General features: G+C 65.7%; 24 protein-coding genes. 13 read left to right on the top strand and 11 right to left on the bottom strand.

All coding sequences use genetic code 11. The features are described from left to right. Nucleotides 1-26: 26 nt before the first annotated feature. Entirely contained in the window at nucleotides 27-1,046 is a 1,020-nt protein-coding gene (locus tag ACWRN3_RS00240) for an asparaginase (RefSeq protein ID WP_476739539.1), read from the bottom strand. Nucleotides 1,047-1,313: 267 nt separating this feature from the next. Here ACWRN3_RS00240 and ACWRN3_RS00235 point away from each other — a divergent pair, with 267 nt between their 5' ends. Then, the gene (locus ACWRN3_RS00235) at nucleotides 1,314-2,369 is read left to right on the top strand and encodes a LacI family DNA-binding transcriptional regulator (RefSeq protein WP_324644412.1); all 1,056 of its coding nucleotides are present in this window, start codon (nucleotides 1,314-1,316) and stop codon (nucleotides 2,367-2,369) included. Here the strand turns inward: ACWRN3_RS00235 and ACWRN3_RS00230 are convergent. Next, nucleotides 2,366-3,811 carry a PucR family transcriptional regulator gene (locus ACWRN3_RS00230; RefSeq protein WP_324644410.1) on the bottom strand — a complete coding sequence of 482 codons (1,446 nt, stop codon included), beginning with the start codon at nucleotides 3,809-3,811 and terminating at the stop codon, nucleotides 2,366-2,368. The genes ACWRN3_RS00235 and ACWRN3_RS00230 overlap by 4 nt on opposite strands. A gap of 100 nt (nucleotides 3,812-3,911) precedes the next feature. Here ACWRN3_RS00230 and pxpA point away from each other — a divergent pair, with 100 nt between their 5' ends. The 6 genes from pxpA (at nucleotide 3,912) to ACWRN3_RS00200 (ending at nucleotide 8,656) form a co-directional block, all read left to right on the top strand. After that, nucleotides 3,912-4,676, top strand: a complete 765-nt coding sequence (gene pxpA, locus ACWRN3_RS00225; protein ID WP_255174691.1) for a 5-oxoprolinase subunit PxpA — start codon at nucleotides 3,912-3,914, stop codon at nucleotides 4,674-4,676. A 13-nt stretch (nucleotides 4,677-4,689) separates the two neighbouring features. Further along, nucleotides 4,690-4,929, top strand: a complete 240-nt coding sequence (locus ACWRN3_RS00220; RefSeq protein WP_018770516.1) for an acetyl-CoA carboxylase — start codon at nucleotides 4,690-4,692, stop codon at nucleotides 4,927-4,929. A 9-nt stretch (nucleotides 4,930-4,938) separates the two neighbouring features. Next, a complete protein-coding gene (locus ACWRN3_RS00215; RefSeq protein ID WP_476739538.1) occupies nucleotides 4,939-6,288 on the top strand; it encodes an acetyl-CoA carboxylase biotin carboxylase subunit in 1,350 nt (449 codons plus the stop codon). Continuing rightward, nucleotides 6,285-7,190 carry a 5-oxoprolinase subunit B family protein gene (locus ACWRN3_RS00210; protein WP_476739537.1) on the top strand — a complete coding sequence of 302 codons (906 nt, stop codon included), beginning with the start codon at nucleotides 6,285-6,287 and terminating at the stop codon, nucleotides 7,188-7,190. Before ACWRN3_RS00215 ends, ACWRN3_RS00210 begins: the two co-directional genes overlap by 4 nt. Next, the gene (locus ACWRN3_RS00205; RefSeq protein WP_476739536.1) at nucleotides 7,180-8,166 is read left to right on the top strand and encodes a 5-oxoprolinase subunit C family protein; all 987 of its coding nucleotides are present in this window, start codon (nucleotides 7,180-7,182) and stop codon (nucleotides 8,164-8,166) included. The genes ACWRN3_RS00210 and ACWRN3_RS00205 overlap by 11 nt, the downstream gene beginning before the upstream one ends. Nucleotides 8,167-8,338: 172 nt before the next feature. Further along, a complete protein-coding gene (locus tag ACWRN3_RS00200) occupies nucleotides 8,339-8,656 on the top strand; it encodes a hypothetical protein (protein WP_476739535.1) in 318 nt (105 codons plus the stop codon). 522 nt (nucleotides 8,657-9,178) lie between these two features. On the opposite strand, the gene ACWRN3_RS00195 is transcribed toward ACWRN3_RS00200, so the two are convergent. The 4 genes from ACWRN3_RS00195 to ACWRN3_RS00180 are packed head-to-tail and all read right to left on the bottom strand — an operon-like array spanning nucleotide 9,179 to nucleotide 14,988. Then, nucleotides 9,179-11,803, bottom strand: a complete 2,625-nt coding sequence (locus ACWRN3_RS00195) for a family 78 glycoside hydrolase catalytic domain (protein WP_476739534.1) — start codon at nucleotides 11,801-11,803, stop codon at nucleotides 9,179-9,181. Nucleotides 11,804-11,858: 55 nt separating this feature from the next. Beyond that, nucleotides 11,859-12,689 carry a carbohydrate ABC transporter permease gene (locus ACWRN3_RS00190; protein WP_476739533.1) on the bottom strand — a complete coding sequence of 277 codons (831 nt, stop codon included), beginning with the start codon at nucleotides 12,687-12,689 and terminating at the stop codon, nucleotides 11,859-11,861. After that, nucleotides 12,686-13,615: a carbohydrate ABC transporter permease gene (locus ACWRN3_RS00185; protein ID WP_476739532.1), complete on the bottom strand. Its 930-nt coding sequence runs from the start codon at nucleotides 13,613-13,615 to the stop codon at nucleotides 12,686-12,688. Before ACWRN3_RS00185 ends, ACWRN3_RS00190 begins: the two co-directional genes overlap by 4 nt. Before the next feature lie 59 nt (nucleotides 13,616-13,674). Beyond that, the gene (locus ACWRN3_RS00180) at nucleotides 13,675-14,988 is read right to left on the bottom strand and encodes an ABC transporter substrate-binding protein (protein ID WP_476739531.1); all 1,314 of its coding nucleotides are present in this window, start codon (nucleotides 14,986-14,988) and stop codon (nucleotides 13,675-13,677) included. A 206-nt stretch (nucleotides 14,989-15,194) separates the two neighbouring features. On the opposite strand from ACWRN3_RS00180, the gene ACWRN3_RS00175 reads away from it, so the two are divergent. Next, nucleotides 15,195-16,268, top strand: a complete 1,074-nt coding sequence (locus ACWRN3_RS00175) for a LacI family DNA-binding transcriptional regulator (protein WP_476739530.1) — start codon at nucleotides 15,195-15,197, stop codon at nucleotides 16,266-16,268. Nucleotides 16,269-16,401: 133 nt separating this feature from the next. Here ACWRN3_RS00175 and ACWRN3_RS00170 read toward each other — a convergent pair whose 3' ends face one another. Beyond that, nucleotides 16,402-16,722, bottom strand: coding sequence for a GYD domain-containing protein (locus ACWRN3_RS00170; protein ID WP_159632709.1), 321 nt, complete (start codon nucleotides 16,720-16,722; stop codon nucleotides 16,402-16,404). A 327-nt stretch (nucleotides 16,723-17,049) separates the two neighbouring features. On the opposite strand from ACWRN3_RS00170, the gene ACWRN3_RS00165 reads away from it, so the two are divergent. From ACWRN3_RS00165 to ACWRN3_RS00150, 4 genes are read left to right on the top strand one after another with little or no spacing between them, the layout of a single operon-like run. After that, the gene (locus tag ACWRN3_RS00165) at nucleotides 17,050-17,694 is read left to right on the top strand and encodes a DUF998 domain-containing protein (RefSeq protein WP_476739529.1); all 645 of its coding nucleotides are present in this window, start codon (nucleotides 17,050-17,052) and stop codon (nucleotides 17,692-17,694) included. Then, nucleotides 17,691-20,402, top strand: coding sequence for a PEP/pyruvate-binding domain-containing protein (locus tag ACWRN3_RS00160; protein ID WP_476739528.1), 2,712 nt, complete (start codon nucleotides 17,691-17,693; stop codon nucleotides 20,400-20,402). Before ACWRN3_RS00165 ends, ACWRN3_RS00160 begins: the two co-directional genes overlap by 4 nt. Beyond that, the gene (locus tag ACWRN3_RS00155; protein WP_476739527.1) at nucleotides 20,399-21,109 is read left to right on the top strand and encodes a hypothetical protein; all 711 of its coding nucleotides are present in this window, start codon (nucleotides 20,399-20,401) and stop codon (nucleotides 21,107-21,109) included. The genes ACWRN3_RS00160 and ACWRN3_RS00155 overlap by 4 nt, the downstream gene beginning before the upstream one ends. Nucleotides 21,110-21,146: 37 nt before the next feature. After that, complete coding sequence (locus ACWRN3_RS00150) at nucleotides 21,147-21,749, top strand: TMEM175 family protein (RefSeq protein WP_255174683.1); 603 nt, start codon at nucleotides 21,147-21,149, stop codon at nucleotides 21,747-21,749. A gap of 349 nt (nucleotides 21,750-22,098) precedes the next feature. Here the strand turns inward: ACWRN3_RS00150 and ACWRN3_RS00145 are convergent, their stop codons facing one another. Together ACWRN3_RS00145 and ACWRN3_RS00140 are read right to left on the bottom strand one after the other, a co-directional pair. Continuing rightward, entirely contained in the window at nucleotides 22,099-22,365 is a 267-nt protein-coding gene (locus tag ACWRN3_RS00145; RefSeq protein ID WP_476739526.1) for a hypothetical protein, read from the bottom strand. A gap of 161 nt (nucleotides 22,366-22,526) precedes the next feature. Continuing rightward, entirely contained in the window at nucleotides 22,527-22,961 is a 435-nt protein-coding gene (locus ACWRN3_RS00140) for an SRPBCC family protein (protein WP_476739525.1), read from the bottom strand. 175 nt (nucleotides 22,962-23,136) lie between these two features. Here ACWRN3_RS00140 and ACWRN3_RS00135 point away from each other — a divergent pair, with 175 nt between their 5' ends. Continuing rightward, nucleotides 23,137-23,598 carry a hypothetical protein gene (locus tag ACWRN3_RS00135; RefSeq protein WP_476739524.1) on the top strand — a complete coding sequence of 154 codons (462 nt, stop codon included), beginning with the start codon at nucleotides 23,137-23,139 and terminating at the stop codon, nucleotides 23,596-23,598. Nucleotides 23,599-23,604: 6 nt separating this feature from the next. Here ACWRN3_RS00135 and ACWRN3_RS00130 read toward each other — a convergent pair whose 3' ends face one another. Further along, the gene (locus ACWRN3_RS00130) at nucleotides 23,605-24,492 is read right to left on the bottom strand and encodes a GmrSD restriction endonuclease domain-containing protein (RefSeq protein ID WP_476739523.1); all 888 of its coding nucleotides are present in this window, start codon (nucleotides 24,490-24,492) and stop codon (nucleotides 23,605-23,607) included. A gap of 357 nt (nucleotides 24,493-24,849) precedes the next feature. Then, nucleotides 24,850-25,305, bottom strand: coding sequence for a universal stress protein (locus tag ACWRN3_RS00125; RefSeq protein WP_476739522.1), 456 nt, complete (start codon nucleotides 25,303-25,305; stop codon nucleotides 24,850-24,852). Between the last annotated feature and the right edge of the window lie 335 nt (nucleotides 25,306-25,640).

Genomic DNA, 25,640 nt, shown 5'->3' with positions numbered 1-25,640 from the left:
CGTTCAAAACCGGGATGTTCTGGGTGTCAGGCGGAAGGTTCAGGGGGCCTCCCTCGTTGGGCAAAAATTTCGGTGATCCGGTCCCGGTCAGGATTGATCCTGAGCAGGAGGCTGAGCAGGATCAGCGACTGTGACGGCCGCAGGTGGCCGGAGCTGATGGCACCGGCAACGCGCAGGTCCTCGCCGCCGCCGCCGGCCCCGTAGATGGGTACCACCGGTCCCGCGTCCACGCGGGTGCTGGTGACCACCACGGCGCCGGACGCGACGGCGGCGGCCACCTCTGCGCAGAGGCTGGCATTTGCATTGCCGCTTCCGGTTCCTTGCAGGACGATGCCTTCCGCTCCTGCTTCAAGGGCGGCGTGCATCAGGGTGGAGTCGGCGCCGGGGTAGGCGGCAACCAGGTCCACCCGTGGGGAGCCGCCGCCCGGCTGGGGCAGGGGCAGGGCCTCTAGCCTGCCGCCGCTGCCGTCCATGGCAACTTCTCCCTGGGCTGATACCTGGCCAAGTACCCCGAAATCGGGGTTCGCAAAGGCATCCAGCCGAAGAGTTTGGCTTTTCCGGACGCCGGCGGCCGGGAAGATGGTGCCGGCAAAGTGGACCATGACGCCCTTGCCCCGCCCGTCCTTCGAACCGGCGACGGCGATGGCCCGGGCCAGGTTGTCCGGCCCGTCGGGAGCGTCGGAGTCTGCTGCCCGCTGCGAGCCGGTGAACACCACCGGCCGCTCGTCCGTGTGCGTCAGGTCGGCGAGGTAGGCGGTCTCCTCCATGGTGTCCGTGCCGTGGGTGACCACCACGCCCAGGACGGTGGGGTCCTTGAGGACTTCCTTGATGGTGGCGCAGATCCTCAGCATGTCGTCGAACGTCAGGAGGTAGGACCCCTTCTGGAATACGTCGAGCACCCGGACAGGGTGGGACACCCGCGGGCCGAGGGCTTTGAACACCTGCTCGCCCGTATCGGAGGCGACCGCGCCGCCGGCCTGGGAAGAACGCGACGAGATGGTGCCTCCGGTAGCCAGCAGCACGACGTGGGAGTCGGTAACAGTCATTTCAGCTCCGGTGGTTTGCTGCGCAATCCGCAACCCAATCGATTGGGTAACTTTCCGCAGAACGGGCATTTGCGATGGAAACGAGGGGCGGCGCCGGAGGTGGGGGCGCCGGGGAAGGTCTGGGATACGCACCTACCCAAACGTTTGGGTAGCGCTGATGAACGACTATAGGATGTGAAGCGGGTCACGTCAAGGGTTGCCTTGGCGCCCTTCCCGGCAGCGCGGGCGGACCTGGGCTACAGTGGCCCCGGTGGGCAGGAGAAGGACATGAAAGAAAAGGCCGACGGCGGCGGAACAGTCACGCTGAAGGATTTGGCTCGGGAGCTGGGCGTCCATCCGTCCACCGTCTCCAGGGTCCTGCATTCCGGTTCCGACGTGGCCAAGGGAGCGGCCTCTGCCGCCACCGCCGAGCGCGTCCGTGAACTGGCCCGCAAGCTGGGCTACTCCCCCGATCCCCAGGCCGCCAGCCTCCGCACCCGCCGCACCAAACTGCTCGGCGTCATCGTCCCCCGCCTTTCGGACCTGGTCCTGGCCATCATGTACGAGGGCATCGACGAAGCCTCGGCCGAGGTGGGGTACTCCGCGTTCGTGATGAACTCGCGCGATGACCCCGACGAACAGCGGCGGAAGATCGACCTCATGCTGGCCCGGCGGGTGGACGGCCTGATCATTGGCGATGCCCACCTTGACGGCGGCCTCCTGCAGGAACTGACCGACCGGAAGGTCCCGTTCGTGCTGATGAACCGCCGGGTGCCGGGCTACCCGTCTGCCACCTGCGACGACGTCGTCGGTGGCGAACTCGTGGCCAGCCACCTGTGGGAAATGGGCCACCGGCAGGTGGCAGTGATCGCAGGCGAGCCCTACGCAAGCACCGCCGTCGACCGCACCGCCGGCTTCCTGGACCGCTGGCGCTCCCTGGGCGGCACCATTTCCGATGACGACGTGGTGTGGTCCAAATTCGATACCGCCGGCGGCCGGGAAGCCGGGGAAAAGATCCTCGCCAGCGGCAAGCCGCGCCCCACCGCCATCTTCGCGGTCAACGACTTCGCCGCCATCGGCGCAATGGGAGCCCTGCGCTCCCGCGGCCTCGCCGTAGGACAGGACGTGGCCGTGGTGGGCTACAACGACACCTCCCTGGCCGCCGAGCTTCCCATTCCGCTGACCTCGGTCCACTCCCCCATGGCGGACATTGGACGGACGGCGGTGCAGCTCATCCAGGCCGTGCTCAGGGGGGAAAAGCCCGAAGCCGTACAGCTGGAACCCACCCTGTTCGTCCGCGAAAGCAGTGCCGCCAGGGCGCCCGCGGAAATGGCGGCCAACTAGGTTCCGGCGGCGACGATCCGCAGTGCCAGCAGGCAGGTGGCCCGCACTTCGCCGTCGTCCAGGTCCACCCGGAGAAGCTCCTCAATCTTGCGCAACCTGTACGTCAGGGTGTTGCGGTGGATGAAGAGCTCCCTGCAAGTCTCGCGGGTATTCCCGCTGTACCGCAGGTAGACCTCAAGCGTTTCACGCAAGGCCGTGCCGCCGTCGGACATCAACGGGGCCAGGAGCCGCCGGGACATGGCCACCAGCCCGGCGCCGGGCAGGCCCTCCACCACGCCGGCCAGGTCAGCGACCGGCGCCTGATGGAGCCCCGGCTCGCCCACACGGCGGCGGGCCAACTGGAGCACCAGCGGCAGTTCGTCCAGGTTCCCGCACCCGGAGACGACGGCGGACAGTTCCGGCCCGTCCTGGAAGGACTTTTGGACGGCTTCCATGAGTTCCATCCCCGCTTCCCCGCGCTGCACCAGCACCGTCGTCAGGCCGGCCTCCTCCATGAACCGCACGGTCCCGAATTCAGCCTGCAGGCCCACCCGCACCCGCCAGGCGATGGTCCGCAGCTTGGCCGGCGCAACATCCCCCGCACCGCCGATCAGCACGACTCCCCACTCCCTGTCCGGCTCGAACCCGGCCTCCGCCGCGTAGCCCCGCAGGGCCGGCGCCGGAGTCCCCCGAGCCTCGTAGAGCGCCTCGATCAACCTGGCAGCTTCCCGCGAATGCAGGGGCGACCGGGACCCCAGGGTGTAGCTCAGCTGCATGGCAATCACCGCAGCCACCGGCCCCAGCAGCGGCTGCAGCACCAGGCTGCTCTTGATTCCCTCGATAGCCAGCCTGAACCGGAGGATTCCGCCGCTGGGCAGGCTCAGGATGGTCCGGGCCGTTCCGCCCCCGGCCGTACCTACCGCCATGAGTTCAAACCCGTTGTGGTCAAGGACCGCCACCCGCGCCCGGATGGTCGTGGCCACCCGTTCCAGGACCTGCGCCAGCGAGTGGCCGCCCGCCGCCAGCCTGGTGCACTCATCCGCCAGGTCCCACCCCGCGCGCAGCTCGGCATAGCGTTCGGCGGCGATAAGTTGATCCACGTGCCGCATCACCTGAATGAACGGCACCTCCGGAGGCAGTTCAAGCAGCGGAAGGCCATGCGCTTCGCAGGCCTTCACCAGCCCCGGCGGCAGTTCCCGGTGCGCTGCGCCCAGGCCGAAGACCAGTCCCGAGACGGGCACGGACATCAGCCGCTCCACGTAGGCATCCCAGATCCGGTAGTCCTTGACGTTCAGGCCCATCCCATTGGTGAGCAGCAGCGCGTTGACGCTGAGGAAGGGCGTGGGGTCCATGTGCTCCGTGGGGGCGCACCAGGCGATGGGCCGGGCCAGGCGTCCCGGACTTCCGGGCACGGCAAGGCGGATGTTCAGCGCGGAATCCGCGGCGAGATCGGCAACACGCATGGCAGGCCCTCCTGGTTAGTGCAAAAAGCATAATCTGCGTGGCCACATTCGGCGATCCGCCCAATTCCGGCCGGGTCCCCGCCTCTGTACCGTTGCCTGCATGCAAAAAAACGTGACGGAAACCACGCCTGCCCAGGTGCTCCTGAATTCGGACATGGGTGAAGGCTTCGGCTTGCACGAGTTCGGCAACGACGCCGCCCTCATGGAAATCATCGACGTCGCCAACGTCGCCTGCGGCTACCACGCCGGGGACCCGGACGTCATGAACCGGACGGTGGCCATGGCCGCCGAACACGGTGTGGCCGTGGGCGCCCACCCCGGGCTCCCCGATCCCATGGGGTTCGGCCGCCGCCGCATGGTGCTCACCCCCGAGGAGGTCGAGTCCATCATCCTCTACCAGACCGGGGCGCTGACTGCCTTCCTGGCGAAGAACGGGCTGTCCCTGAACCACATCAAACCCCACGGCGCGCTCTACGGCATGCTCGCCGGCGACGAAGACCTCATGCAGGCAGCGGCCGGAACCGCCAAACAGTTCGGTGTTCCGTTCTACGGCCTGGCCGGGACCGCCCATGAATCCGTGTGCCGCGCCATGGGCGTGGACTTCGTCGCGGAGCTCTACGTGGACCTCAACTACGGCCCCGGCGGCGAGCTCCTCATCCAGCGACGCCCCGCACCCACCGACCCGGACGCCGCCGCGGAACGCGTCAGCCGGGCTGTGGCAGGCGGGCCCGTGCCCGCCGTCGACGGCACTCCCCTGAACATCGCCTTCCAGAGCATCTGCGTCCACTCGGATGCACCCAACGCCGTCGCCGTCGCCTCCGCCGTCCGCAAGGCACTCGACTCATCCCGATCCACCCACTCCTGAAAGCGAGCAGCACATGGCCACGATAGTTTCACCCCTTCCCGGAGTCTTCTACCGCAAGCCCGGGCCGGGCAAACCCCCATTCGCCAACGAAGGCGACACCATCGAAGTCGGCCAGACCATCGGCATCGTGGAAATCATGAAGCAGTTCACCGAGATCCAGTCCGACGTCGCCGGAACCCTGGAATCCTTTGAAGTCAACGAAGGCGACATGGTCAACCCGGGCGACTCCATCGTCGTCATCCGGGAAGGATAAAGGCAGCCCATGAAACTGTTCATAGCAAACCGCGGCGAGATCGCCGTGCGGATCGCCCGGACCGCCCGCGAAATGGGCATCGAAACCGTCCTGGGAGTCAGCGAGCCCGACGCCGAATCGCTGGCAGCCCGGTCAGCCGACCACTACGTGGTGGTGGGCCCGGCCCAGGCCGCCGGCAGCTACCTGAACCAGGACGCCCTGGTCACCGCCGCCCGGGAACAGGGGTGCGACGCCGTGCACCCGGGCTACGGCTTCCTCTCCGAGAACGCCGACTTCGCCCGGAAGGTGGCCGACGCCGGCCTCACCTGGGTAGGCCCGAATGCGGACACCATCGCCATGATGGGCAACAAATCCCTGGCCCGGGAAGCGGCAGCCAACGCCGGCGTCCCGGTGCTCAAGGGGTCTGACGGCCCCCTTGATCCGGAGGCCGACGCCGTCGACATCGCTCGAGGCATAGGCTACCCGCTGGTGGTGAAGGCATCCGCCGGCGGCGGCGGCCGGGGCATCCGGTTCGTGCACGACGAAAGCGAGCTCCTGGAAACCATCGAGATGGCCAGGGGCGAGGCCGCCGCCGTCTTCGGCGACCCCACCGTCTACCTGGAACGGTTCGTGGAGCATGCCCGCCACGTGGAGGTGCAGGTCCTGGGCGACGGGACCAACTTCATCCACCTCGGAGACCGCGACTGTTCCATGCAGCGCCGATCCCAGAAAGTACTGGAGGAAGCCCCCGCCCCCAACCTCCCGGACGCCGTCCGTGCCACCATCCGGGAATCCTCCGTGGCCCTTGCCCGCCAGTGCGGCTACCACGGAGCGGGCACCGTGGAGTTCCTGTACGACCCCGTCAACCACGAGGCCGCATTCATTGAAATGAACACGCGCATCCAGGTGGAGCACCCCATCACCGAGCAGATTACCGGCGTGGACCTGGTCCGCGAGCAGCTCCTGATTGCCTCCACCGGAGCCATGACCCTTTCCCAGGACGACGTGCACTTCAGCGGCCACGCCATCGAATGCCGCATCAACGCGGAAGACCCCAACCACCACTTTTTCCCCAGCCCGGGAACCATCCGGTCCCTGGACTGGCCATCGGGTGAGGGCATCCGGGTGGACACCGGGGTGGAAGCAGGCTCGGTGGTGAGCCCCTACTACGACTCCCTCCTGGCCAAACTGGCAGTCCACGCACCGGACCGGGATGCCGCCATCGCGGCCACCGTGGCGGCTTTGGAGGCAACACACATCGAAGGGGTCAAGACCACGGTCCCCGTGCACCTGGCACTACTGGCCCGGCCAGAATTCGCCGAGGTCAGCCACCACTCCAAGTTCATTGAAACCGCAGCCGACCTCATGGGGGCAAAATGACCACCGAAGCCGCCGTCCTCCCGGGTGCGCGCTACACCTGGGGCGGGGACGAATTCCTGTTCGTGGAAGTCTCCGAGGCCATGAGCCTGCCCGCGAACTTCAAGGTCATGTCCATCGCCGGCAGGCTATCCGACGCCGGGCTCCCGGGAATCGTGGACATCTGCCCGGCCAACGCATCCCTGCTGGTGCGCTTCGATCCGGACGTCCTGCCTCCTGAGCAGCTGGAAACTGCCGTGCGCGACATCGAGCGGGACCTGACGTCCCACCAGGAACGGGCACTGGAGACCCGGATCGTTGAAGTCCCCGTCTGGTACGAGGACCCGTTCACCGCGGAAGTGGCACAGCGGTTCCGCGAAGGGTTCCACCAGGAGCCCGAAGGCAGCGACATCGACTACGCGGCCAAGGTCAACCACCTCAAGGACGCTGCGGAGTTCATCCAGCGGCACCACGAACAGCCGTGGCTGGTATCCATGGTTGGCTTCGTGGCCGGGCTGCCGTTCCTGTTCCAGCTGGTGGACCGCGAGAAGCAGCTGGAGGTCCCGAAGTACCTGAGCCCGCGGACTGACACCCCCAAGCTGACCGTGGGGCACGGCGGATGCTTCGGCTGCATCTATTCCGTCCGCGGCGCCGGCGGGTACCAGATGTTCGGCGTGGCCGCCGCCCCCATCTTCGACCCCGACCAGGCACTGGCGGACTTCAAGGACTTCATGGTGTTCTTCCGCCCCGGGGACATCGTGAAGTTCAAACCGGTCACGGAGGCGGAATACAACGCCATCCAGGCGGAGATCGCCGCCGGCACCTTCCGCTACCGGCAGGCGCCGGTGACGTTCGAGCTGTCCAGGGCGCTGGCCGACCCGGAAGGCTACAACCGTGAACTCATGGAGGCCCTCAATGGCATTTGAAATTGGAAACCCGGGCCTGGCCACCACGGTCCAGGACCAGGGGCGCACGGGCCACTACAACGTGGGCATCCCGCAAAGCGGTTCCATGGACCAGTACTCGGCCGAGCTGGGAAACGCCCTGGTGGGAAACACCGCACGCGAAGCGGTCCTGGAGTGCACCTACCTGGGCCCGGCGCTGACCACCGACAGCGACGCCGTTATTGCCGTCACCGGAGCCCCTGTGGAGGTGAAGGTCAACGGGGAGCCGCGGCCGCAGTGGAGCCGCCTGCTGCTGAAGGCCGGGGACCAGCTTTCCTTCGGCGTGATCCAGGGCGGCACCCGCTACTACATCGCGGTCCAGGGCGGCATCGACGTGCCGGAGGTGCTGGGCAGCAGGTCCACGTACAGCCTGGGCGCCATCGGCGGGTTCAAGGGCCGCAAGCTCGAAGCGGGCGACGTTGTCCCCGTGGGCGCTCCCCTCAATGGCGGAAGACTCCCCCAGGCCGAAAGCGTCCCGGATGAATTCCGGCCTGTTTTCGCCAAGGAGCAGGAAGTCCGGATTGTGCTGGGGTTGTACGACCACCGCCTGACCGAGGAAGGCCTGGGCAATCTCCTCAACGAGGAGTGGAAAGTGACTCCCGTGGCCGACCGGATGGGTCTTCGCTACTCGGGACCGGGGGTGAAATGGAAGGAGCGGGAACAGCCGTTCGGTGCGGGTTCGGACCCTTCAAACATCGTGGATGCGGGGTATGCCGTGGGATCTATCCAGATTCCCGGTGGCACCCAGCCGATCATCCTGCACCGCGATGCCGTCTCCGGCGGCGGCTACGCGATGGTGGGCACCGTGATCAGCGCTGACATGGACCTGGTGGCCCGGGCGGCGCCCGGAACGGCGACCCGGTTTGCCGCTGTCAGCCTGGCTGATGCCCTGGAGGCCCGCAGGGACCTTGCCGACCGCCGGAACAAGGCCTGGGCGGCACTGGGCGCCAACCGCTGACGGGCAGCGGCGGGTCCCCTGCCCAGGGCCCGCCGCTCCTCGTCGCTGGCCCATTGATCTGCCGCGCGGCACGCTTTCGGCGGGGGAAGTAGGGTAATTTTCCCCCTGTGCGCAGGCCGCCACCGGGTCTACCGTGATGCGCATCAGCGTCCACCGCCGTCGAGGAGCCATCATGGCCGGGTTTGTGCAGATCATCGAATTCACGTCCTCCCGTATCAAGGAGATCGAAGAGCTGGGCCGCCCTTCCCGAACCGAGGGAACCACTCCGCCCACCTTCCGCCACATCATGGCCACCGCTGACCGGGACCATCCCGGGCACTACTTCACGATCGTGGACTTCGATTCCTTTGACTCGGCCATGGAGAATTCCGGCCGGCCGGAGACGTCCGAGTTCGCTGCCCGGATGGCCCAGCTGTGCGACGGGCCCGTGGTTTTCCACAACCTGGATGTCCTGTGGGAGGACACCGGGCACGGTGCAGGCAACGCGTAACAGCAGGACATGGCTTTCCTGACTGTCGCTCCCCTACTACAGGTTTCGATCAAGATTGAGGCAATAAATCCCCTCAATGGACAAAAGCCCTTCCGAATGCAGATGCCGCTTCCTAAGGTGGTCACAGGTTCGACCAGGGGGAAATATCTTGCTCACGACGGACGCATTTCAAGGCAATATCACTGACGGAGCCCGCAACGCGGGACCCGGCAGCCCAAGTAATTCCGCAGCGCACCGCCCCGTTCCGGCACCACCGCGCAAAGGAACCGCGCCCTCCCAGACGCCGGTCCCAAGGGTCAGCGGCCGCGAGCGCGAAGTCCAGCAGCTGATCTACGATCTCGCGCTTCTCGCCGCCAGGCAGTGTCCGCAGTAATTCGGCCAAAGACGGGCCAGCGCACGGCGCCTGATTTCCACCGCTAACCGGCCGGGCCCCGTAGTGGTCGTCGGTCCCGCTGAACTGGTCCAGCCGGAAGGAGACTCTGTTACCGCTGCTGAGGCGGCCAGGCGGTATGCCTTAACCTGTCAGGCTTGTGTTTGACCGCCGGCGCTTGAAAGTACGTTTGCCGCTTCAAAGCTGTGCCGTCCTGAGCCTACTTCCGCCGGTTCCTGCCCCGGGAGCATAACTAACCCGGTGGTACCGGTGGGAATTTCGACGACGACGGACATGTCGCCGCCATCGATCCGCCACTGTACCGCGGCCAGACCGTACGGCGTTTCATGCCGGGCCGAGACCCAGCTGAGGCCACCGCCCGGCTGCGGCTTGATCAGAATCCTGCGGTAACCGGGTTCAAGTGGGGCCAAACCGGCCACCACCCGATGCATCCAATCAGCCACTGCGCCTAAGGCGTAATGGTTGAAGGACGTCATTTCACCGGGGTTGATCGATCCGTCCGGAAGCATGGAATCCCAGCGCTCCCAGATGGTGGTCCCTCCCTGGCCCACGGCGTAGAGCCACGAGGGGCACTCCTCTTCGAGTAGGAGATCGTAGGCGGCGTCAATCTCACCGGACAGCGTGAGCGCATCAGAGACCACCGGCGTTCCCGCAAAGCCAGTTCCGATGCGGTTCCCGTTTTGGTGCACAAGCTCAGCAAGCCGGCCGCCCGCGCGGGCCTTCGAACCCGCATCCGGGAACAGATCAAAGACGATGGCGAGCGCGTACGCGGTCTGGGCGTCGCTGGTCATGATCCCGTCAGGGTGGATGTACTCGCCAGCGAAGGCATCAGCAACAGCCCGCGACAACGTGAGGTAGCGCAGTTCGTCGCCGGACTTGCCAAGCACGGCAGCGGCCTTGGCGAGGTGCCGGGCCGACCACGCGAAATATGCGGTGGCCACCAGGTGCGCGTCCGTCATGGCCTGGGTCGGGTCCTCTGGCGGGGCGCTCGGATCGAGCCAGTCGCCGAGCTGGAAGCTGCCGTTCCAGAGGTGGCTGTCACCGGAGAGACGGTCCAACAAGTCAACCCAGCCCTTTGCGCTCTCATACTGTGCAGCCAGGATTCCTGGATCGTTGAAGCGCTCATACAGCGTCCACGGAGTCAGCACTGCAACGTCTCCCCACACCGCTCCGGGACGGATCGGAGTCCAGTAATTGCCACCGGGGATGACGGGAACGTACCAGGGCACGGTGCCGTCCGGGAGCTGCTCGGCCGCCACATCCTTGAGCCAGGAGGACAGCATGCCGGAGCAGTCGTAAAGGAAGCTGGCCGTCGGGGCGAAGACCTGAATGTCTCCGGTCCAGCCGAGGCGCTCATCACGCTGCGGACAGTCGGTGGGGATGTCCACGAAGTTGCCCTTCATGCTCCACAGCACGTTGTCATGGAGGCGGTTAAGGTCTGGGTTGGAGCATTCGAACCACCCGGTCCGCTGCATGTCTGTGTGGTAGACCCTCGCCACCACATTCGCCGCAACGTCCCCGCCGGTCCAGCCACTGATCTCCGCATAGCGGAAGCCGTGGATAGTGAACCGGGGCTCCCAGGTTTCCTCGCCGGCGCCGGCCAGGGTGTACCTGTCCGTCGCGTCCGCTCCCCGCAGGGGTCGCGTGCACAGCTCGCCGTCCTGCAGGACCTCTGCATGGCGGAGCGTGACGGTGGAACCGGCATCACCGGCAACAGTGATGCGGAGGCGTCCGACGAGGTTTTGGCCGAAGTCGATGAGTGTTTTGCCCGACGGGGACGTCCATACGCTGACTGGGCGTATCTCACCGGTGCAGCGGACCGGCGGTCCTTCGGGGGCCACCAGCGTTTGCGGATCGCGGTCGACGCCCGTGACCGGCGCCCAACCTGAGCCGTCAAAAGCCGCGGTGCTCCAGCCGCCGGGCAGCTGCCGCGCGTCGTACGTCTCGCCCTTGTACAGGCTTGCCTGCAGGATCGGCCCGAACGACGCTGTCCAAGTCCCGTCCGTTCCAATTACGGTGACGGAGCCGTCGTCGTGGGTGACATGGAGCTGGGCCAGCAGCGCAACCTTGTCCCCGTAGAGGTTGCTGTGGCCGCCCCGGAAGCCGATCCGGCCACGGTACCAACCGTCGGCAAGAAGCGCCCCGATGGCGTTGTCGCCGGCGGACAGGTGGCCGGTGACATCGTAGGTGTAGTAGCGCAGCCGCTTGCCGTAAACGGTCCAGCCTGGCGATAAGGCATCGTCGCCGACCCGCGTTCCGTTGATCTCCACTTCGTAGAGTCCGTGGGCCGTCACGTACAAGCGCGCGGAAGCCACGGGCCGGTCAAGGGTGAACGCGCGCCGGAGCAGCGGTGGCCGCCGGACTGCTGCGGGGTCTTCGTCCCAGGCCGGGGTGATGGCCGTAGCCGTCCAGTCTGCAGGGTGCAGAAGTCCGGTCTCGACGGCGGATGGCTGGCTCCATTCGCTGGCGGCCTCATCCGCGGCGCCCCAGACCCGGACGCTCACCTCGGCGCACTGCGCTGAATCCAGCGGCGTACCCTCCCACGGCACGAGCACCGATTCGGCGGACTCGACCCGGCCGCTGGTCCAGGTCCGGCCGCGGGTGGTTACGGAGAGCTGGTACGCGGCCTGTCGCCAGCCCGGCTCTGCCGTGGTCTTCCATGAAATGCGGGGGGCTGCCAGGCCGATGCCGAGCGTGCCGGCGCCAGGGGAAGGGGGCAGGTGTTCGAACGTTGCCGGATGCACTGTGGCGGGCATAGGGAAATCTCCTTGGTGGATGCGGCCTGCTTCGGCCGGCACAGTTTGTGGTCGGTCAGCCCTTGACGGCGCCGGCCGTCATGCCTGCAACGATCTGGCGGTTGAAGAACAGATACATGACGAACGGCGGGATGGTGATGAGCAGGATGTTCATGAAGAGCAGGTTGTAGTTCGTGGTGAACTGGCTCTGGAAGTTGAACAGCGTCAGCTGCACCGTGGCGTTCGCGTCGCCGGGAAGGAAGTAGAGCGGGTGCTGAAAGTCGTTGAAGATGGCCACGGACTGCACCACGATGACGGTGACGATCACGGAACGCAGCAAGGGGAAGATGACCCGGAAGAACAGGCGGACGGGCCCGCATCCGTCGATCACGGCCGCTTCGTCGAGTTCCTTCGGGATGGACGCGATGAAGGCCCTGAAGAGCATGACGCAGAAGGAGAGGCCGAAGGCGACCTCGATGAGGATCAGGCCTGGCAAGGTTCTGAACAGCCCGATGCTTTGAAGCACCCAGATCGTGGGGACGATCGCGGGCGGAATGATCAGCCCGGAAAGGATCAGGAAGTTCGCCACGCCGTTCCAGCGGGACTTGCGGCGCTGCAACACCCAGGCGACCATCGCCGCGAGTACCACCAGGATGGTCACACTGGCCACCGTGAGGATGGTGCTGTTGATGAAGGCTGTCACCAGCATGAATTTTCGGGCAGAGAGCACTTGGGTGAAGTTCTCCACAAACTGGAAGTTGGTCGGCCAGGTGAATTCCAGCTTCGCTGCCTCCTTGCGGTCCTTGACCGCCGTCAGGACCATGAAGAGCAGCGGAACGATGAAGACGACGACGGTCACTGCGATGGCCAGGATGCCAACGGCGTACCTTCTGACGGCGGTGATCACTGTTCCACCTCCTTGCGGTTCAAAAACATGGACAGGGGCAGGATGATGGCCGTCACGATCAGGAACAGCACAACGTTGCCGGCTGTGGAAAGGCCGTAGAAACCGGCCTGGTATTGCTTGTAGATGACCGAGGCGATCACGTCGGACGTGAAACCCGGGCCGCCCTTTGTCATGGCCCAGATCAGGTCGAAGGAGCGCAGACCCCCGATCAGGGAGAGGATGATCACCGTTGCGGTGGCCGGGCGGGCAAGGGGCAGGGTGATGTTGAAGAAGCTCTTGATGGAGGTGGCGCCGTCCATTTTGGCTGCTTCAAAGTATTCCTGGGGGATGGACACGATGCCCGCAATGTAGATGACCGTTGCCAGGCCGACGCCCTTCCAAACGTCCACCAGGGCGACGGAAAGCAACGCCCACGCCGGATCAGTGAGCCAGGCCGGTCCTTTGAGGCCCATAGTGGCCAGCGCTTCGTTGATCATGCCGTTGCGTGGATCCATCAATACTGTGAAGACGATACCGACCCCGATGCTGCTGAGCAGGACCGGGAAAAAGATCACCGAGCGAAGGTATCCGCGGGCAATAATCCGGGATGTCAGCAGCACTGCCAGGAGCATGCCCAGGACCACTTTGAGCGAGGACGTCACCAGGCCGTAGATGAAGGTGTTGGTGAGGCCTTTGAGTAATGCCGGCTCCTGGAAGAACTGGACGAAGTTGTCCAGGCCAATGAAGGTGAATTCAGTGAGGTTCCAGCGGGTGAAGCTGAAGAAGAACGAGGCAAAGGTTGGGACCAGGAACAAGGCGGTGTAGATGACCGCGGCAGGCAGGTAGAACCAGTAGGGGTAGGGCGAGCTGCCCTTGCGGCGCTTGGTGTGCGCAGCGGGCGCCAAGTGGCGTACCGCCGACGGCGTTGGTGCGGTGTTCAGTGTCATGACATCTCTCCAAGGGCTGTCCGGGCCCGGGGGCCCGGACGGCTTGTGGGTTTGGGAGCTTAGTTCCAACCAGGCAGGTTCAGCTGCTTGGCCTGTTTCTTGACGTCCTCGTCATAGAGGGCGGCACCGTCCTTGCCGGAACGGATGCCCGAACCGACCTCGACGGTGATCTGCTCAAGGGCAGGGCCCTTGACCGGGGACAGGAATTCCAATGCCGGGCTGTTCTTGGCCGGGTCTTCGAAGAACGGGAGCATGTCCTTGACCGCGGCGGCAACGTCCGAGGGCAGCTCGCAGTCCTTCACCAGGTACGGTCCTGCCGCGCCGACTGCTGCCGTCTGTGCATCGCATCCTGCCTTGCTGGCGATGAAGGCCTGGAACTTCTTGGCTTCCTCGAGATTCTTTGTGGACTTCGGGATGTACGTTCCGCCGGGCATCCAGACCGTCAGCTTGTTCTTGGCAGCGTCATCGCCCGGAAGCGGGAACAGGCCCAGGTCGTTCAGTTTGTCGGGATGGGTCACCTTGATGTTGTTCAACGCGAAGCTGAGGATTGGGTACTGGGCACCTTCACCACTGACCAGCTTGTCCTGCGCCTGCTGATAGGTGGTGGATGCGAAGTCATCGTTGAAAAATCCCGCCTTCGCTGCCTCTTCCAGGTGCTCGAATCCCTTGACCGCCGCGGGGTTCGTTGCGTACTTGGCTTTGTTGGCGGTGTAGTCCGAGGCAAAGTTCGGGTCAGCTGTCATCACGTTGGCGAAGTCGCCCAGGACGAAGAGCTGGGACGTCCACGTGGTCTGGTAGGACTGGATTATCGGCGCGATGCCAGCGTCTTTGATCTTCCGGCTGTTGGCCATGAACTCGTTCCACGTCTTGGGCACCGACAGTCCGAGCTTCTCGTAAACCTTCTTGTTGTAAAGGAAGGCTCCGGCCATGCCGGTGCTGAAAGGCACTCCATAAGCTTGGCCGCCGGACGTCACCACTGGCTTGAAGGAGTCCGCCACGTTGGACAGGTAGGGCTCATTGGTGATGGGCTGCAAGTTCTGCTCCGGATTGATCTGCTGGAGCAGTGAACCGGTGTTGTAGTTGAAGACGTCGGCCATGTCTCCCGTGGACAGCCGGGTCTTCACGATGTTGTCGCCGTCGCCGCCCTGGGGACGGGTCTCGATGTCGACTTTGATGCCGGGGTTCGCCGCAGTGAATTCTTCAGCCACCTTTTCAGCTGCTGTCACGGTATTCTCGGCGTTGTCCACCAGCCAAGTGATGGTCTTTTCCCCGCCGCCGCTGCTGCCTCCCCCGCTGCAACCGGTCAGGGCCAGCGCCAACACTGTCACTCCCCCAGCCAGAGCGGCCCAGCGCTGCTTGCTCCTTACGGCCATCTTTACCTCCTCGTAGAGCCACGGACCCGGACGGCTCGTGGAACGTTTCAAAAGCGGGTCCTGCTGTCGAACTATAAGCCCGCGTGTGATTGTGTAGATCGGTCTACGTTTGTCCACTGTAAGCCATTTCACATCGGTTGCCAAGAGTTTTTCGTAGATCAATCTACAATTACCGGAGAGCCCATAACTCGGAGGGGAATGCCACCATGGAACAGCTGAAGCGGGCCACCATCAGCGATGTTGCCGTTCACGCCGGAGTCTCCCGGGCGGCCGTCTCCAAGGTGCTGCGGAATGCATATGGGGTGAGCCCGGCGATGCGGAGCAGAGTCGAGGAATCCATGGCGCTCCTCAACTACCGGCCCCTGGCCGCTGCCCGTGGAATGCGCGGCAACAGCTACACCCTGGGCATATTCCTCGTCGACCTTTCCAACACCTTTTTTTCGGTCCTTGTGGAGGGTGTCCGGGATGTAGCTGAAGAGTTGGGCTACCAGGTGCTCATCGGGCAAGCCCGCCACGGGCTTGATGCGCAGCAGAAGCTGATCGACGCAATGGTGGACCGCCGGATGGACGGGCTCCTGCTCATTGCGCCGTTCGGCCCCAACGAAGAACTGGAGAAGCTAGGGCGCAGCATTCCGGTCGTGGTTTTGGGACGGCATGGACCCGCAACGCATTTCGACACGGTGGCCAGCGACGACATCGCGGGGAGCGCGCTGATCGTGGACCATCTGGTCTCGTTGGGGCACCAACGGATCTCGATGCTCGCCAACACCCAGCCGTCCAGCGAGCCCGGCATGCCCCAAACCGTCCGCCGAGAGGGGTACGACCTCGCGATGAAGAAGCACGGGCTTGACGAATGGATTGACCACGTGCCGGGCAGGTGGGGATATGAGAGCGGCCTGGAAGCTGGACGCTCATTGGCACGGAGGCCGCTCGCCAAACGCCCGACCGCCGTACACGGCGGTGCAGATGTGGCCGCCTTGGGAGCGTTCACCGGCTTATTCGACTCCGGAATCGACATTCCCGGGGACATGTCGCTGGTCGGGTACGACAATGTGCCGGCCGCCTCGCTCCCGCCCATCGGTCTGACCACGGTTGACCAGTCCGGCGTACAGATGGGCCGCCAAGCCGCCGAACTTCTCCTCTCGAGAATCGAAGGGCGCCAGGAATCCCAGCACATTCTGGTGCCGCCACGGCTCATAATCCGCAGGACAACATGTCCTCCAGCATTGGCGGACGCATCAACGGCCGGTTCAACACGGCGGTCCTTTCCCGTCGAGTAATTGAGCCAACACGACCTGGCGCCGGTGGTGCGGTGCATTCGATCTCCCCCGCCGCCTGGTCGTGGCTACCACCTGAAGGAGGCCGCCGTCGTAATTTCCGACGGCGGCCCGCCGGCCCAGGCGCGTCACTCCCCTACTGTCCCGGTGCCCGGTAGGACGGGGTCTTCTTGGCGGCCGCGTCGAGGTCCTCCACGGTAAGGAGCGGCTTCAGCCGGACGTTGACGGTCCCCGACGAATTGATCAGCAGTGACAGCGCTGCGGCGCTGGCATCGTCCGGAATCTCAAAAACGCCCAGGACGTCGTAGTACCCAAAGGCGTAGTAGAAGCTTTCCAGCGTGCCTCCCACAGACTTCAGGGCTTCCGTCAGGGCGTCACGCCGCGCGGTACCGCCTTCCTGCATGAGCCCCTTGATGCCCTGGCCCACGTACGTTGCTTCAAACAGATACTTCGGCATGGTCTTTCCTCCTGGCCTGTCCGCCGGCGCCTCATTCCGTGGTTTGCCGGGACCGGCGCCGATAAGGCGGAACGTATTCCCGGGGCTGGGTGCAGTCAAGATTCCCGGATACCCAATAACAGGAATAGGGGTCAGCGTTCCTGCCCTACCGCAGTCCCCAAGGCCGTTCGGCCCTAGGCATGCATCCGCGCTGGGCAGACGCTGGAACAGGTAGGCGTCCAGGCTTCCGCCCGCGTGCCCTGCGCCTACCGGTTGCTGGAGTGCGGGCTCTGAGGACATTCCAAGATGTCAATTGCAGGAGGACGACTCCCCGGACAAAGACCGGCTGTGCCGTTCGAAAGCCGCGGCAAGGAAACCCTGCGCATCGCCCTCCTCGCGGCCGGGCCGCTGTCATCACTGCTCTACGTGGTGTTCACCGACGGCATTGCGGCGTCCCAATGGGCCGGCTACCGGCGCACCGAACAGATGGTGAGCGAACTGTTGGCCGTCGGCTCCCCCGGCTACCAGGTCGTGGCCCCGCTCACCTGGCTCTACACGGTCCTGTTCACCGCGTTCGGACTGGGCGTCTGGACCTCGGTCCGCGGGCACAGGGCCCTGCGCATCGGCGCCGGTCTGCTTACCGCCTACGGGCTCTGGAACATCATGGGCGCCCTTTTCCCGCTGCGCCTCAGCGACGACACGTCCATCCCGGCGCACATCGTGGCCACCAACGTGCAGCTCGGCCTCATGGTCGCCGCCATGTGCTTTGTCGCGGCAGGATTCCACGGCGGGATGCGCGCCTACTCGATCGTCTCGCTCGCAATGTCAGCGCTCATGGGTATGGTCGCGTTTATGGCAGCCCCGGGACCGAACCTCGTCTTGGGCGTCGGCGAGCGCATCAGCATCGGGGCGTTCCTGCTCTGGGTTGCGGTCCTGGCGGCAGTGCTTTGGAAACGGCCGACGGCGATGGACAGTAAGGGAGCACCGTCATGACCTACGTCATGGACCTGGGCGACGTGGACCGGAGCGACATCGCCGGGGCGGGCGGCAAGGCCGTGGGCCTCGGCGGCCTCATCCAGGCCGGGCTGCCGGTCCCGCCGGGGGTGATCCTCACCACCGCCGCGTACGCGGATTTCACCGCCGAAAACAACCTCGATGCGGCCATCCAGGAGTTGGCCGCACTGCCTCCTGATGCGTCGCCGCAGGAGTACGAGCATGCGTCCGCGCTGATCCGGACCCTGTTCCACAAAGGCACCATGCCTGCCGCCATCCAAGCCGAACTCGAGTCCGCCTATGAGCGCCTCGGCGGCGGGGACACCGCCGTGTCGGTCCGCTCCTCCGCCACCGCCGAGGACCTCGCCTCCGCCAGCTTCGCCGGGCAGCAGGAAAGCTACCTCAACATCCGCGGCCTGGACGCCCTGGCCAAGGCCGTCATTAACTGCTGGGCCTCCCTCTGGACGGCGCGCGCCATGGCCTACCGTGCCCGCGAAGGCGTGCTGCCCGGCCAGGTGCGTCTCGCCGTCGTCATCCAGCAGATGGTGGAGGCCGAGGCAGCCGGGGTGATGTTCACGGCCAACCCCTCGAACGGCCGCCGCGATCAGACGGTGATCAGCGCGGCCTGGGGCCTGGGCGAGGCCGTGGTCAGCGGGCAGGTCACCACCGACGACCTGACCGTGGACACCCACACGGGCAAAGTCCTCACGCGGCAGACAGCCGACAAGGAACTCATGACCGTATCCTCGGACAACGGAACGGTCGAGGAAAAAGTCGCGGAAGACCGCCGTCGTGCGCCGGTCCTGGACGATGCCGCGGCGGCCGAGCTCGCCGCACAGGGCCAGCGGATTGCTGACCACTTCGGAGCCCCGCAGGACATCGAGTGGGCCAGGGCGGACGGGAGGTTCTTCCTGCTCCAGTCCCGGCCCATCACCGCGCTGCCCGAACCCGCGGCGGACGTCCCTACGGAATGGCATGTCCCCTACCCCAAGGGCCTCTACTTCCGGGCGAGCATCGTGGAGCAAATGCCGGAGCCGCTCACCCCGCTCTTCGCCGACCTCGTCGACGGCTCAGTGACCCACTCGCTGTCCGCCCTGATGAACCAGGCGCTGGGGCCGGGCTCCCTCCGCGAGGGCGACGTCCGCTTCCCCACCGTCAACGGCTACGCCTACTACTACTACCGCACCTGGGCCATGCTGCGGATGACGGGCAGGACGGTGCCGGCCATGGGGGCACTGTTCGGCGGCAAGGCGCATATGGGCGTCGCGGGCTGGCGCGACTACTCGCATCCGCGCTACGAACGCATCATCAAGGACTGGTCGGCGAAACCACCAACAGAACTTTCCGGAGAGCAGCTGCTCGCGGGCGTGCAGGCCCTCCTGGACGCCGGAACCGTGTACTACACGGCCGTGCAGTCCATCATTCCGATGGCCGACATGAGCGAACTCTCCTTCCGCGCCGTCTACAAGGCCGTCCGGCGGGACGGCGATCCCCCTGCCCAGGAGTTCCTGCTGGGCTTTGACAGCGAGCCCATCCGGGCGGAAAAGTCCCTGTACGACCTCGCGGGCTGGGCGCGCAGCGATCCTTCGCTGGTGAAGGCGTTGCTGGAACGGCCGACGCCGGAACTCGCCGAGTGCCTGCGGACAGGTTCCGCGCCGGAGGGCGTGGAGGACGTTTTGTGGCAAGAATGGCGGTTCACCTTCCAGGAACATCTGGACCTCTACGGGCACGCGGTCTACAACCTGGACTTCGCCACCGCGGTGCCGGCCGACAACCCGTCCGCGCAGCTGGAAACGGTGAAGTTCTACCTCCGCGGGCAGGGCACCGACCCGCATGAACGGCAGCGGCTGCTGACCGAGCGCCGGGAGGCACTGACCCGGGAGGTGGCTTCGCGCCTGGGCCCGCGGCGCCGGGCGCTCTTTCTCCGGCTGCTGAAGTGGGCGCAGGAGACGGCGCCGGTGCGTGAGGACGCCCTGGCCGACGTCGGACTCGCCTGGCCGCTGCTGCGTCGGATACTGCGGGAACTCGGCCGGCGGCTGGTGCTGTCACGTGTCATCGCCGCACCCGACGACGTATTCTGGCTGCGCTTCCAGGAACTTCAGAGTGCGGTGGAGTTTGGGCTCGCGGACGTGGAGGCCAATGTTTCCCTGGCCGGTGCGTCGCGGCCGGTCCGTGCCGCCGCCGTCGAGGAACGCCGGATGCTGTGGCGCGGCCAGGCGAAGGCTGACGCCCCGCAGATGCTGCCGCAAAAAGCGTGGATGGAGAAGGCCTTCGGCTCGATGATGCCGGCGGGACCGCAGCACCAGTCCGGCAACGTGATCAAGGGCGCGGGTGCGAGTTCCGGCCGGGTAACTGCACCTGCCCGGGTGCTGCGGGGTCCGGAGGACTTCGGCCTGATGCAGCCCGGCGAGGTGCTGGTGGCACGCATGACCACTCCGGCCTGGACGCCGTTGTTCGCGATGGCCTCCGCAGTGGTCACCGATGTGGGCGGGCCGCTGAGCCACAGCTCCATCGTGGCCCGCGAGTACGGCATCCCGGCCGTCCTGGGCACCGGGGTGGCGACGCAGCGGCTGGCTGGTGGACAGAAGGTGAGCGTGGACGGCGACGCGGGGACGGTCACCATCGAGGCCACCGCCGGTGCCGCCGCTGGCTCCGGGGCGCCTTCCCTGGACGACCTGAATCCTGGGCATGACGGGAGGGCGCGATGACACACCGCACAGGCAGGGGCGCAATAGTGGCAGGGGGTGCGGGGGCCTGTTGCGCAGCTGCTTACCTGTCCATTGTGCGGCCCCGCCTGCTCCGCTGGGGTGCTACCCCCGACGAAGTCCAGGAGCCATACCCGGGCGCAGACCTGATTCCGGACAGCTCCCGAAGCGCGACCATGGCCGTGACCATCGATGCACCCCCATCCCGCGTATGGCCTTGGCTGGTGCAGATGGGCACAGACCGCGCAGGCTGGTACAGCTGGGACCGTCTCGACAACTTTGGGCGGCGCAGCGCTGAAAGCATCCATCCCGAGTGGCAGGACATCGCCCTCGGCCAGCATTTGGCCGCCAAGCCGGATGGCAGCGAGTGGTGGGAGGTCGCGGCCCTTGAACCGGGGCGGTTTTTGGGTCTCCGCATGTCCCTCGATCTGCGGGGGCGTCCCTTCGATCCGGCGGGGACACGGCCGCGTTTTTACACCGACTCCCTCTGGGGATTCGACGTGCGCAGCCTGCCCGAGGGGCGAACCCGGCTGGTGGTCAGCGGCTACTGGGCCCTGCGGCCCACATGGCTTCAACCCATCATGAGCGCAGCCATCCTGGAACCGTCGCACTGGGTCATGCAGACCCGCCAGTTCTCGAATCTCAAGCGGCTCGCCGGTAGCCGGCTGGCCAGCGCAGACGGCGGCGCCGGGAGGCCGGCAGTGGTTTGACACCCTGGCCACATGAGTTTGCGTGCATGATGTTCGGGTGAACAAAAATCGGCTCGAGGCTTTCAGCGACGGCGTACTGGCCATCATCATCACCATCATGGTGCTGGAGCTGCACACGCCCGAGGAACCCACGTGGGCAGGCGTCGCCGCCATCCTGCCCACGATCTTCACCTACCTCCTGAGCTTCGTGTACGTGGGGATCTACTGGAACAACCACCACCACATGATCCACCTCGCCAGCCGGGTGAGCGGCGGCATCCTCTGGGCCAACCTCCACCTGCTGTTCTGGCTGTCCCTGTTCCCGTTCACCACCCGGTGGATGGACGAGTCCGGTTTCCTGCAGGTCCCCGTGCTGCTGTACGGCGTCAACCTGCTGTGCGCCGCGATCGCCTACTTCATCCTGGAGCGGCGGCTGATCGCAGTGCAGGGCAAAGATGGGGCGCTTGCCCAGGCCGTGGGGAAAGACTGGAAGGGCAAGGCTTCTCCGCTGATCTACCTCACCGGCATTGCCCTCACCCTGGTCCAGCCGCTGTTGGGAGTCGCGGTCTTCACCATCGTCGCGCTGATCTGGCTGGTTCCGGACCGGCGGGTGGAACACTTCGTGGTGGCGGCCCACCAGGACAGCGCCGAGCAGGCGTAACCACGGGTTACTGCACCGGCGCTTTCCCCCTTGTCGGGCCCGCACGGCGCGCGTACCTTGACGCCATGAGTGACCGCGAGGACTTACCGTCAGGTACCTGGAGGACAGCGTTTCCGACTGCACCTCATGGGAGTTCGAGTTGCAGGCATGCGACGTCATCGGGGACATGGCCTACCGCCGGCATCGAACGCATCTCGTTCCGACGGGACGGCGAACCCGCAGGCCTCACGCTCCGGGCCACGCAGGTTTACCGGCGCGAGGACGGCAAGTGGAAGGTTGCGCACCGGCACGCCAATGGGCTTGCCGTGTGACCACCCTCAGGCTTGCCGCTTCCGTAATGCGGCTCCGGCTACTCCCCCATGCCCGGATGCACGGGAACAAAATCCAGTTTGTTGCCTGAGTTGGTCCGGCCTGCCGGGGTCCGGTTAAAGCCCTTCGCGTCGAGACCGTTCTGGGCGCGGAAATCGGCAAGCGCGGCGTCGTAGGCGTTGTTGAGGGTCCGGCCCGAAAACTCGCCGCTGCTGCCGTCGTTGAAGGCAATCCGGATCCGGACACTGGCCGGGTAGTGGCGGTTCATGCGGACGAAGCCGTCGGCATCCTGCTGGAGAGTGATCACGGGGTCCTGCTTTCGTTGGGGAGCACCCCTAAGTCTGCCGCACGAACCGCATGCCGACGGCACCCTGCCGCGTGCCGCCGTCGTGATTCATGACGCGGGAGTCCATCCCTGCCGGTGTTAGTCGCGCGCGGCTTGGGCCCGCCGGCGAAACCCGCCCGTGCCTACCGTGCCTCGAGGACTGTTTTGAGCTTTGCCAGCTGGGCGACCTCCTGGTCCATGGTGCGCTGGACCATCGGCCCGACGAGTTTCATCAGTCCCTTGGGTTGCAGGTCCAGGGTGAAGCGGACCGTTGTCCCGCCATCGGATGGCGCGAGGTGGTAGGCGCCGGACGGGCGGGCAGGACCGGCCACCACCTGGAAGCCGAGGAGCCTGCCGGGTTCGGCGGCGATGATCTCGTAGTCGCCGTCGATGGCCCGGCCGCCCGGTCCGCTCAGCGTCTGCCTGTACACCGCGCCGGGCATTCCGGCAGTACCGCTCTTCAGCGAGATGGACTGAACGCCTGCACGCCACGCCGTGTTGTTCAACCCGTCGGCCAGGAACATGTAAACCTCGGCGGGCGAACGGCTGATGGTGATCTGGTTCTCGGCGTGAGCCATGGCTGCCCCTTGGCGTGTCTTTTCGTCCCCGGTTATCCCCGTGCCAAGGAACAATCTGCCATCTGCAGGCCGTCCGGGGAAGATCATGAAAGGCCTGCACCCCCGCCGGCACCTCAAGTTTGCCGCAACTGCCTTGAAACCCATATGGCACGCACAGCCATACTGGGCGATGGGGATGACACGGCGCGGAACATGGCTGCGGTACGGGCTGCTGTCGGCCCTGTTGATCGGGATCCACCTGGGCACCCGGTGGTTCTTTTCCGAGGGCGTCTACCAAGGCGCCGCGAACGTGCCGCTGCGCAGATTCCCGGACAATGTGCATATCGTGGACCTGCTGACCTTCACACCCATCTTCATCGGCCTGAAATTCGTGGCCTACGACTCGGCAGTGCGGGCCTTCACCAAGGGTTACCGGCCGCCCGCGGTGATGGTCATTTTCGTCACCGGCTACGGGGTGGCCCTGGCAATGGACATTGCCTGCCTCATTGCGGCGTCAAGACCTATTGCGGACTCGGGGTTCGCACTTCTGGGTTCAATTCTCCAAACGCCGTTCATACTCCTCCTGGCCGGCGCGATCATCGCAGGCCTGGCGCTGAACAAGGACGCGCCGCCCCGGACAGGGCCTCACGCGGTATAGCGGGAGCTACCCCTCGCAGGCTACTCCGTCGCCGTCGCCGTCCAGTCCGGAACGGTACCCGGCGGTGCCGGCATACAGCGGGGCAGCCCCGGCAGCCACCGCCTCGGAGCAGTTCGCGTAGTAGACGACCGTGGCGCTGGAGGCGGCCGCTACGGTGGCCGGTGCCTGCTGCCCGGGGCAGGTAGCTAGGATCCCGGCGATGGCGTCGTGCTCCGCCTGCGTCACCCACAGGCTGTACCGCGCTTTCACAGAGACCTGCCGGGCGACGTACTCACACCGGAACCCCTTGGCCGGAGGCAGCCAGGTTGCGGCGTCGCCGTCGCCCTTTTGCTGGTTCGTGGGCCCGTCCGTCGCCTGGAGATTCAGCGGGTCGTTGGCGAAGGCCGTCCGCTGCTCCGAGGTCAGCTGCTGGGCACCCTTCTGCCACGCGTCGCTGAGTGCCACCACATGGTCGATCTGCACGGCATTGCTGGTGGTGGTCCCGCGGACGAAGTTGATGACAGTGCCCGTGTAAGGGTCCGCAAGTACGCCCGTCTTGACCGTGCACGGGACGCCGGTGACGTACGTGATCTCCGTCAGGTCCCGGTTGAGGATGTCGTTCCGGGTGTCACAGCCGTTCTGGTCCACGTCCGCCCACGTTGCCCCGAACAGCGAGCGCTCGTACCCGGTCTTGGGTGCCCGGCCCTTGACCGGCAGGGTCTCGAGCAGGTCCGCGGCCTGGACTGTTGCTGACGGCTCGGTGCCTGTGTCGGCGGCAACCGCCGGCAGGTTTGCGCCGAAGAGGGCCAACAGCGCGGAAAGGACGACGGCGGCCGTCCAGCGGGTTCCGGAGGCAGGCGTGGTGTCGGGCAAGGACGCGTGGCTGGACATGCAGATTCCCCAGGTTGTGTGCATGAAAAGTTTGGTGCGTCAGCCCCCATTACCGCTGACGCCACGCAAGAGCTTAGCGTCGGGGAATCTCCCGGATTGACGGTTCCAGCGGAACTCGGGCAATCCTTCCCGACTCCTGCGCGAACGCTGCGTCTGGGAACGATCCGGGGCATCCACATACGGCGCACGGTGACAGCAAAGGGACGGCCCCACCAGCACCGCAGTCTTCAGACGCAGAACCTGCAGGTACCTTCGCGATCTCGCTAAGAGAAGGCTCGGACATTCTCATGTCCTGAACAACCCGGCGTCATCTGATGGTTACCTGCAGGCGCTTTAAGTGTAGGACGGGACCCGCTTCTCCAACAGGGGGCAGTGCTGGAATCATGCCTTGGAGTGAACCACCAGGACAGGACATTGGGCGTGGTTGACCACCTGGGCAGAGACGGAACCCAGCTGCAACCCGGGAAATCCTCCGTGTCCCCGGGAACCTATGACGATAAGGTCCGCGTCACTGGCCGCATCGAGAATTGCCGACGCAGGTGAATGCGTGTCTACCAGCCGCCCTGCAGCTGGTACGCCTGCATTTTCGGCGGACTTTAGCGCGTCTTCTTGGAGGGTCCGGGCGATGTGCTCCGGAGACTCTTCGGTGGCAATCTCACCCGCCGCTGTTTCCAGGACAGCCGGATACCATGCCATCGCCGGCTTGTTCCAGGCCGTGACCAGGCGGAGCTGCCCGTTGCGCCGGTGTGCCTCGTCCAACGCCCAGGTCAGTGCCGCCCGGGAATGTTCGGAACCGTCCAAACCGACAATTATCAAGAACGAACCGGTGCCAGCCATGTGCCTTCCTTTCACTGCCCCCTGGATGGTGAAGTTCCATCCAGGGTCCTGGGGCAGACGGTGGGACGGGCCGCATGCTTACCTTCCGGCGTCCCTCCCGCTCACAAAGTACAGCGCGTTGCCCGCCTGCCGGCAGGGGCGAAATCCCCTAATCATCGGGACAAACACCTGCGGCCATCCGCGAGCGACGGCCCCCGGCAGGAGGGCCTTTTGTCCCTAACAGCCCAACGTTCGTGGGTATTAACTGGACTGACGCCGGCACCTCAAGAACGCCTTCCAACGGGGTCCTGGAAGTCCGCGCGCCGCTTCCCGACGAAGTGCAGGCCACGGAACCG

This window comes from Pseudarthrobacter sp. rb (assembly GCF_056389225.1).
The sequence above is the reverse complement of the archived record's forward strand: the minus strand, read 5'-3'. Positions and strand labels throughout refer to the sequence as shown.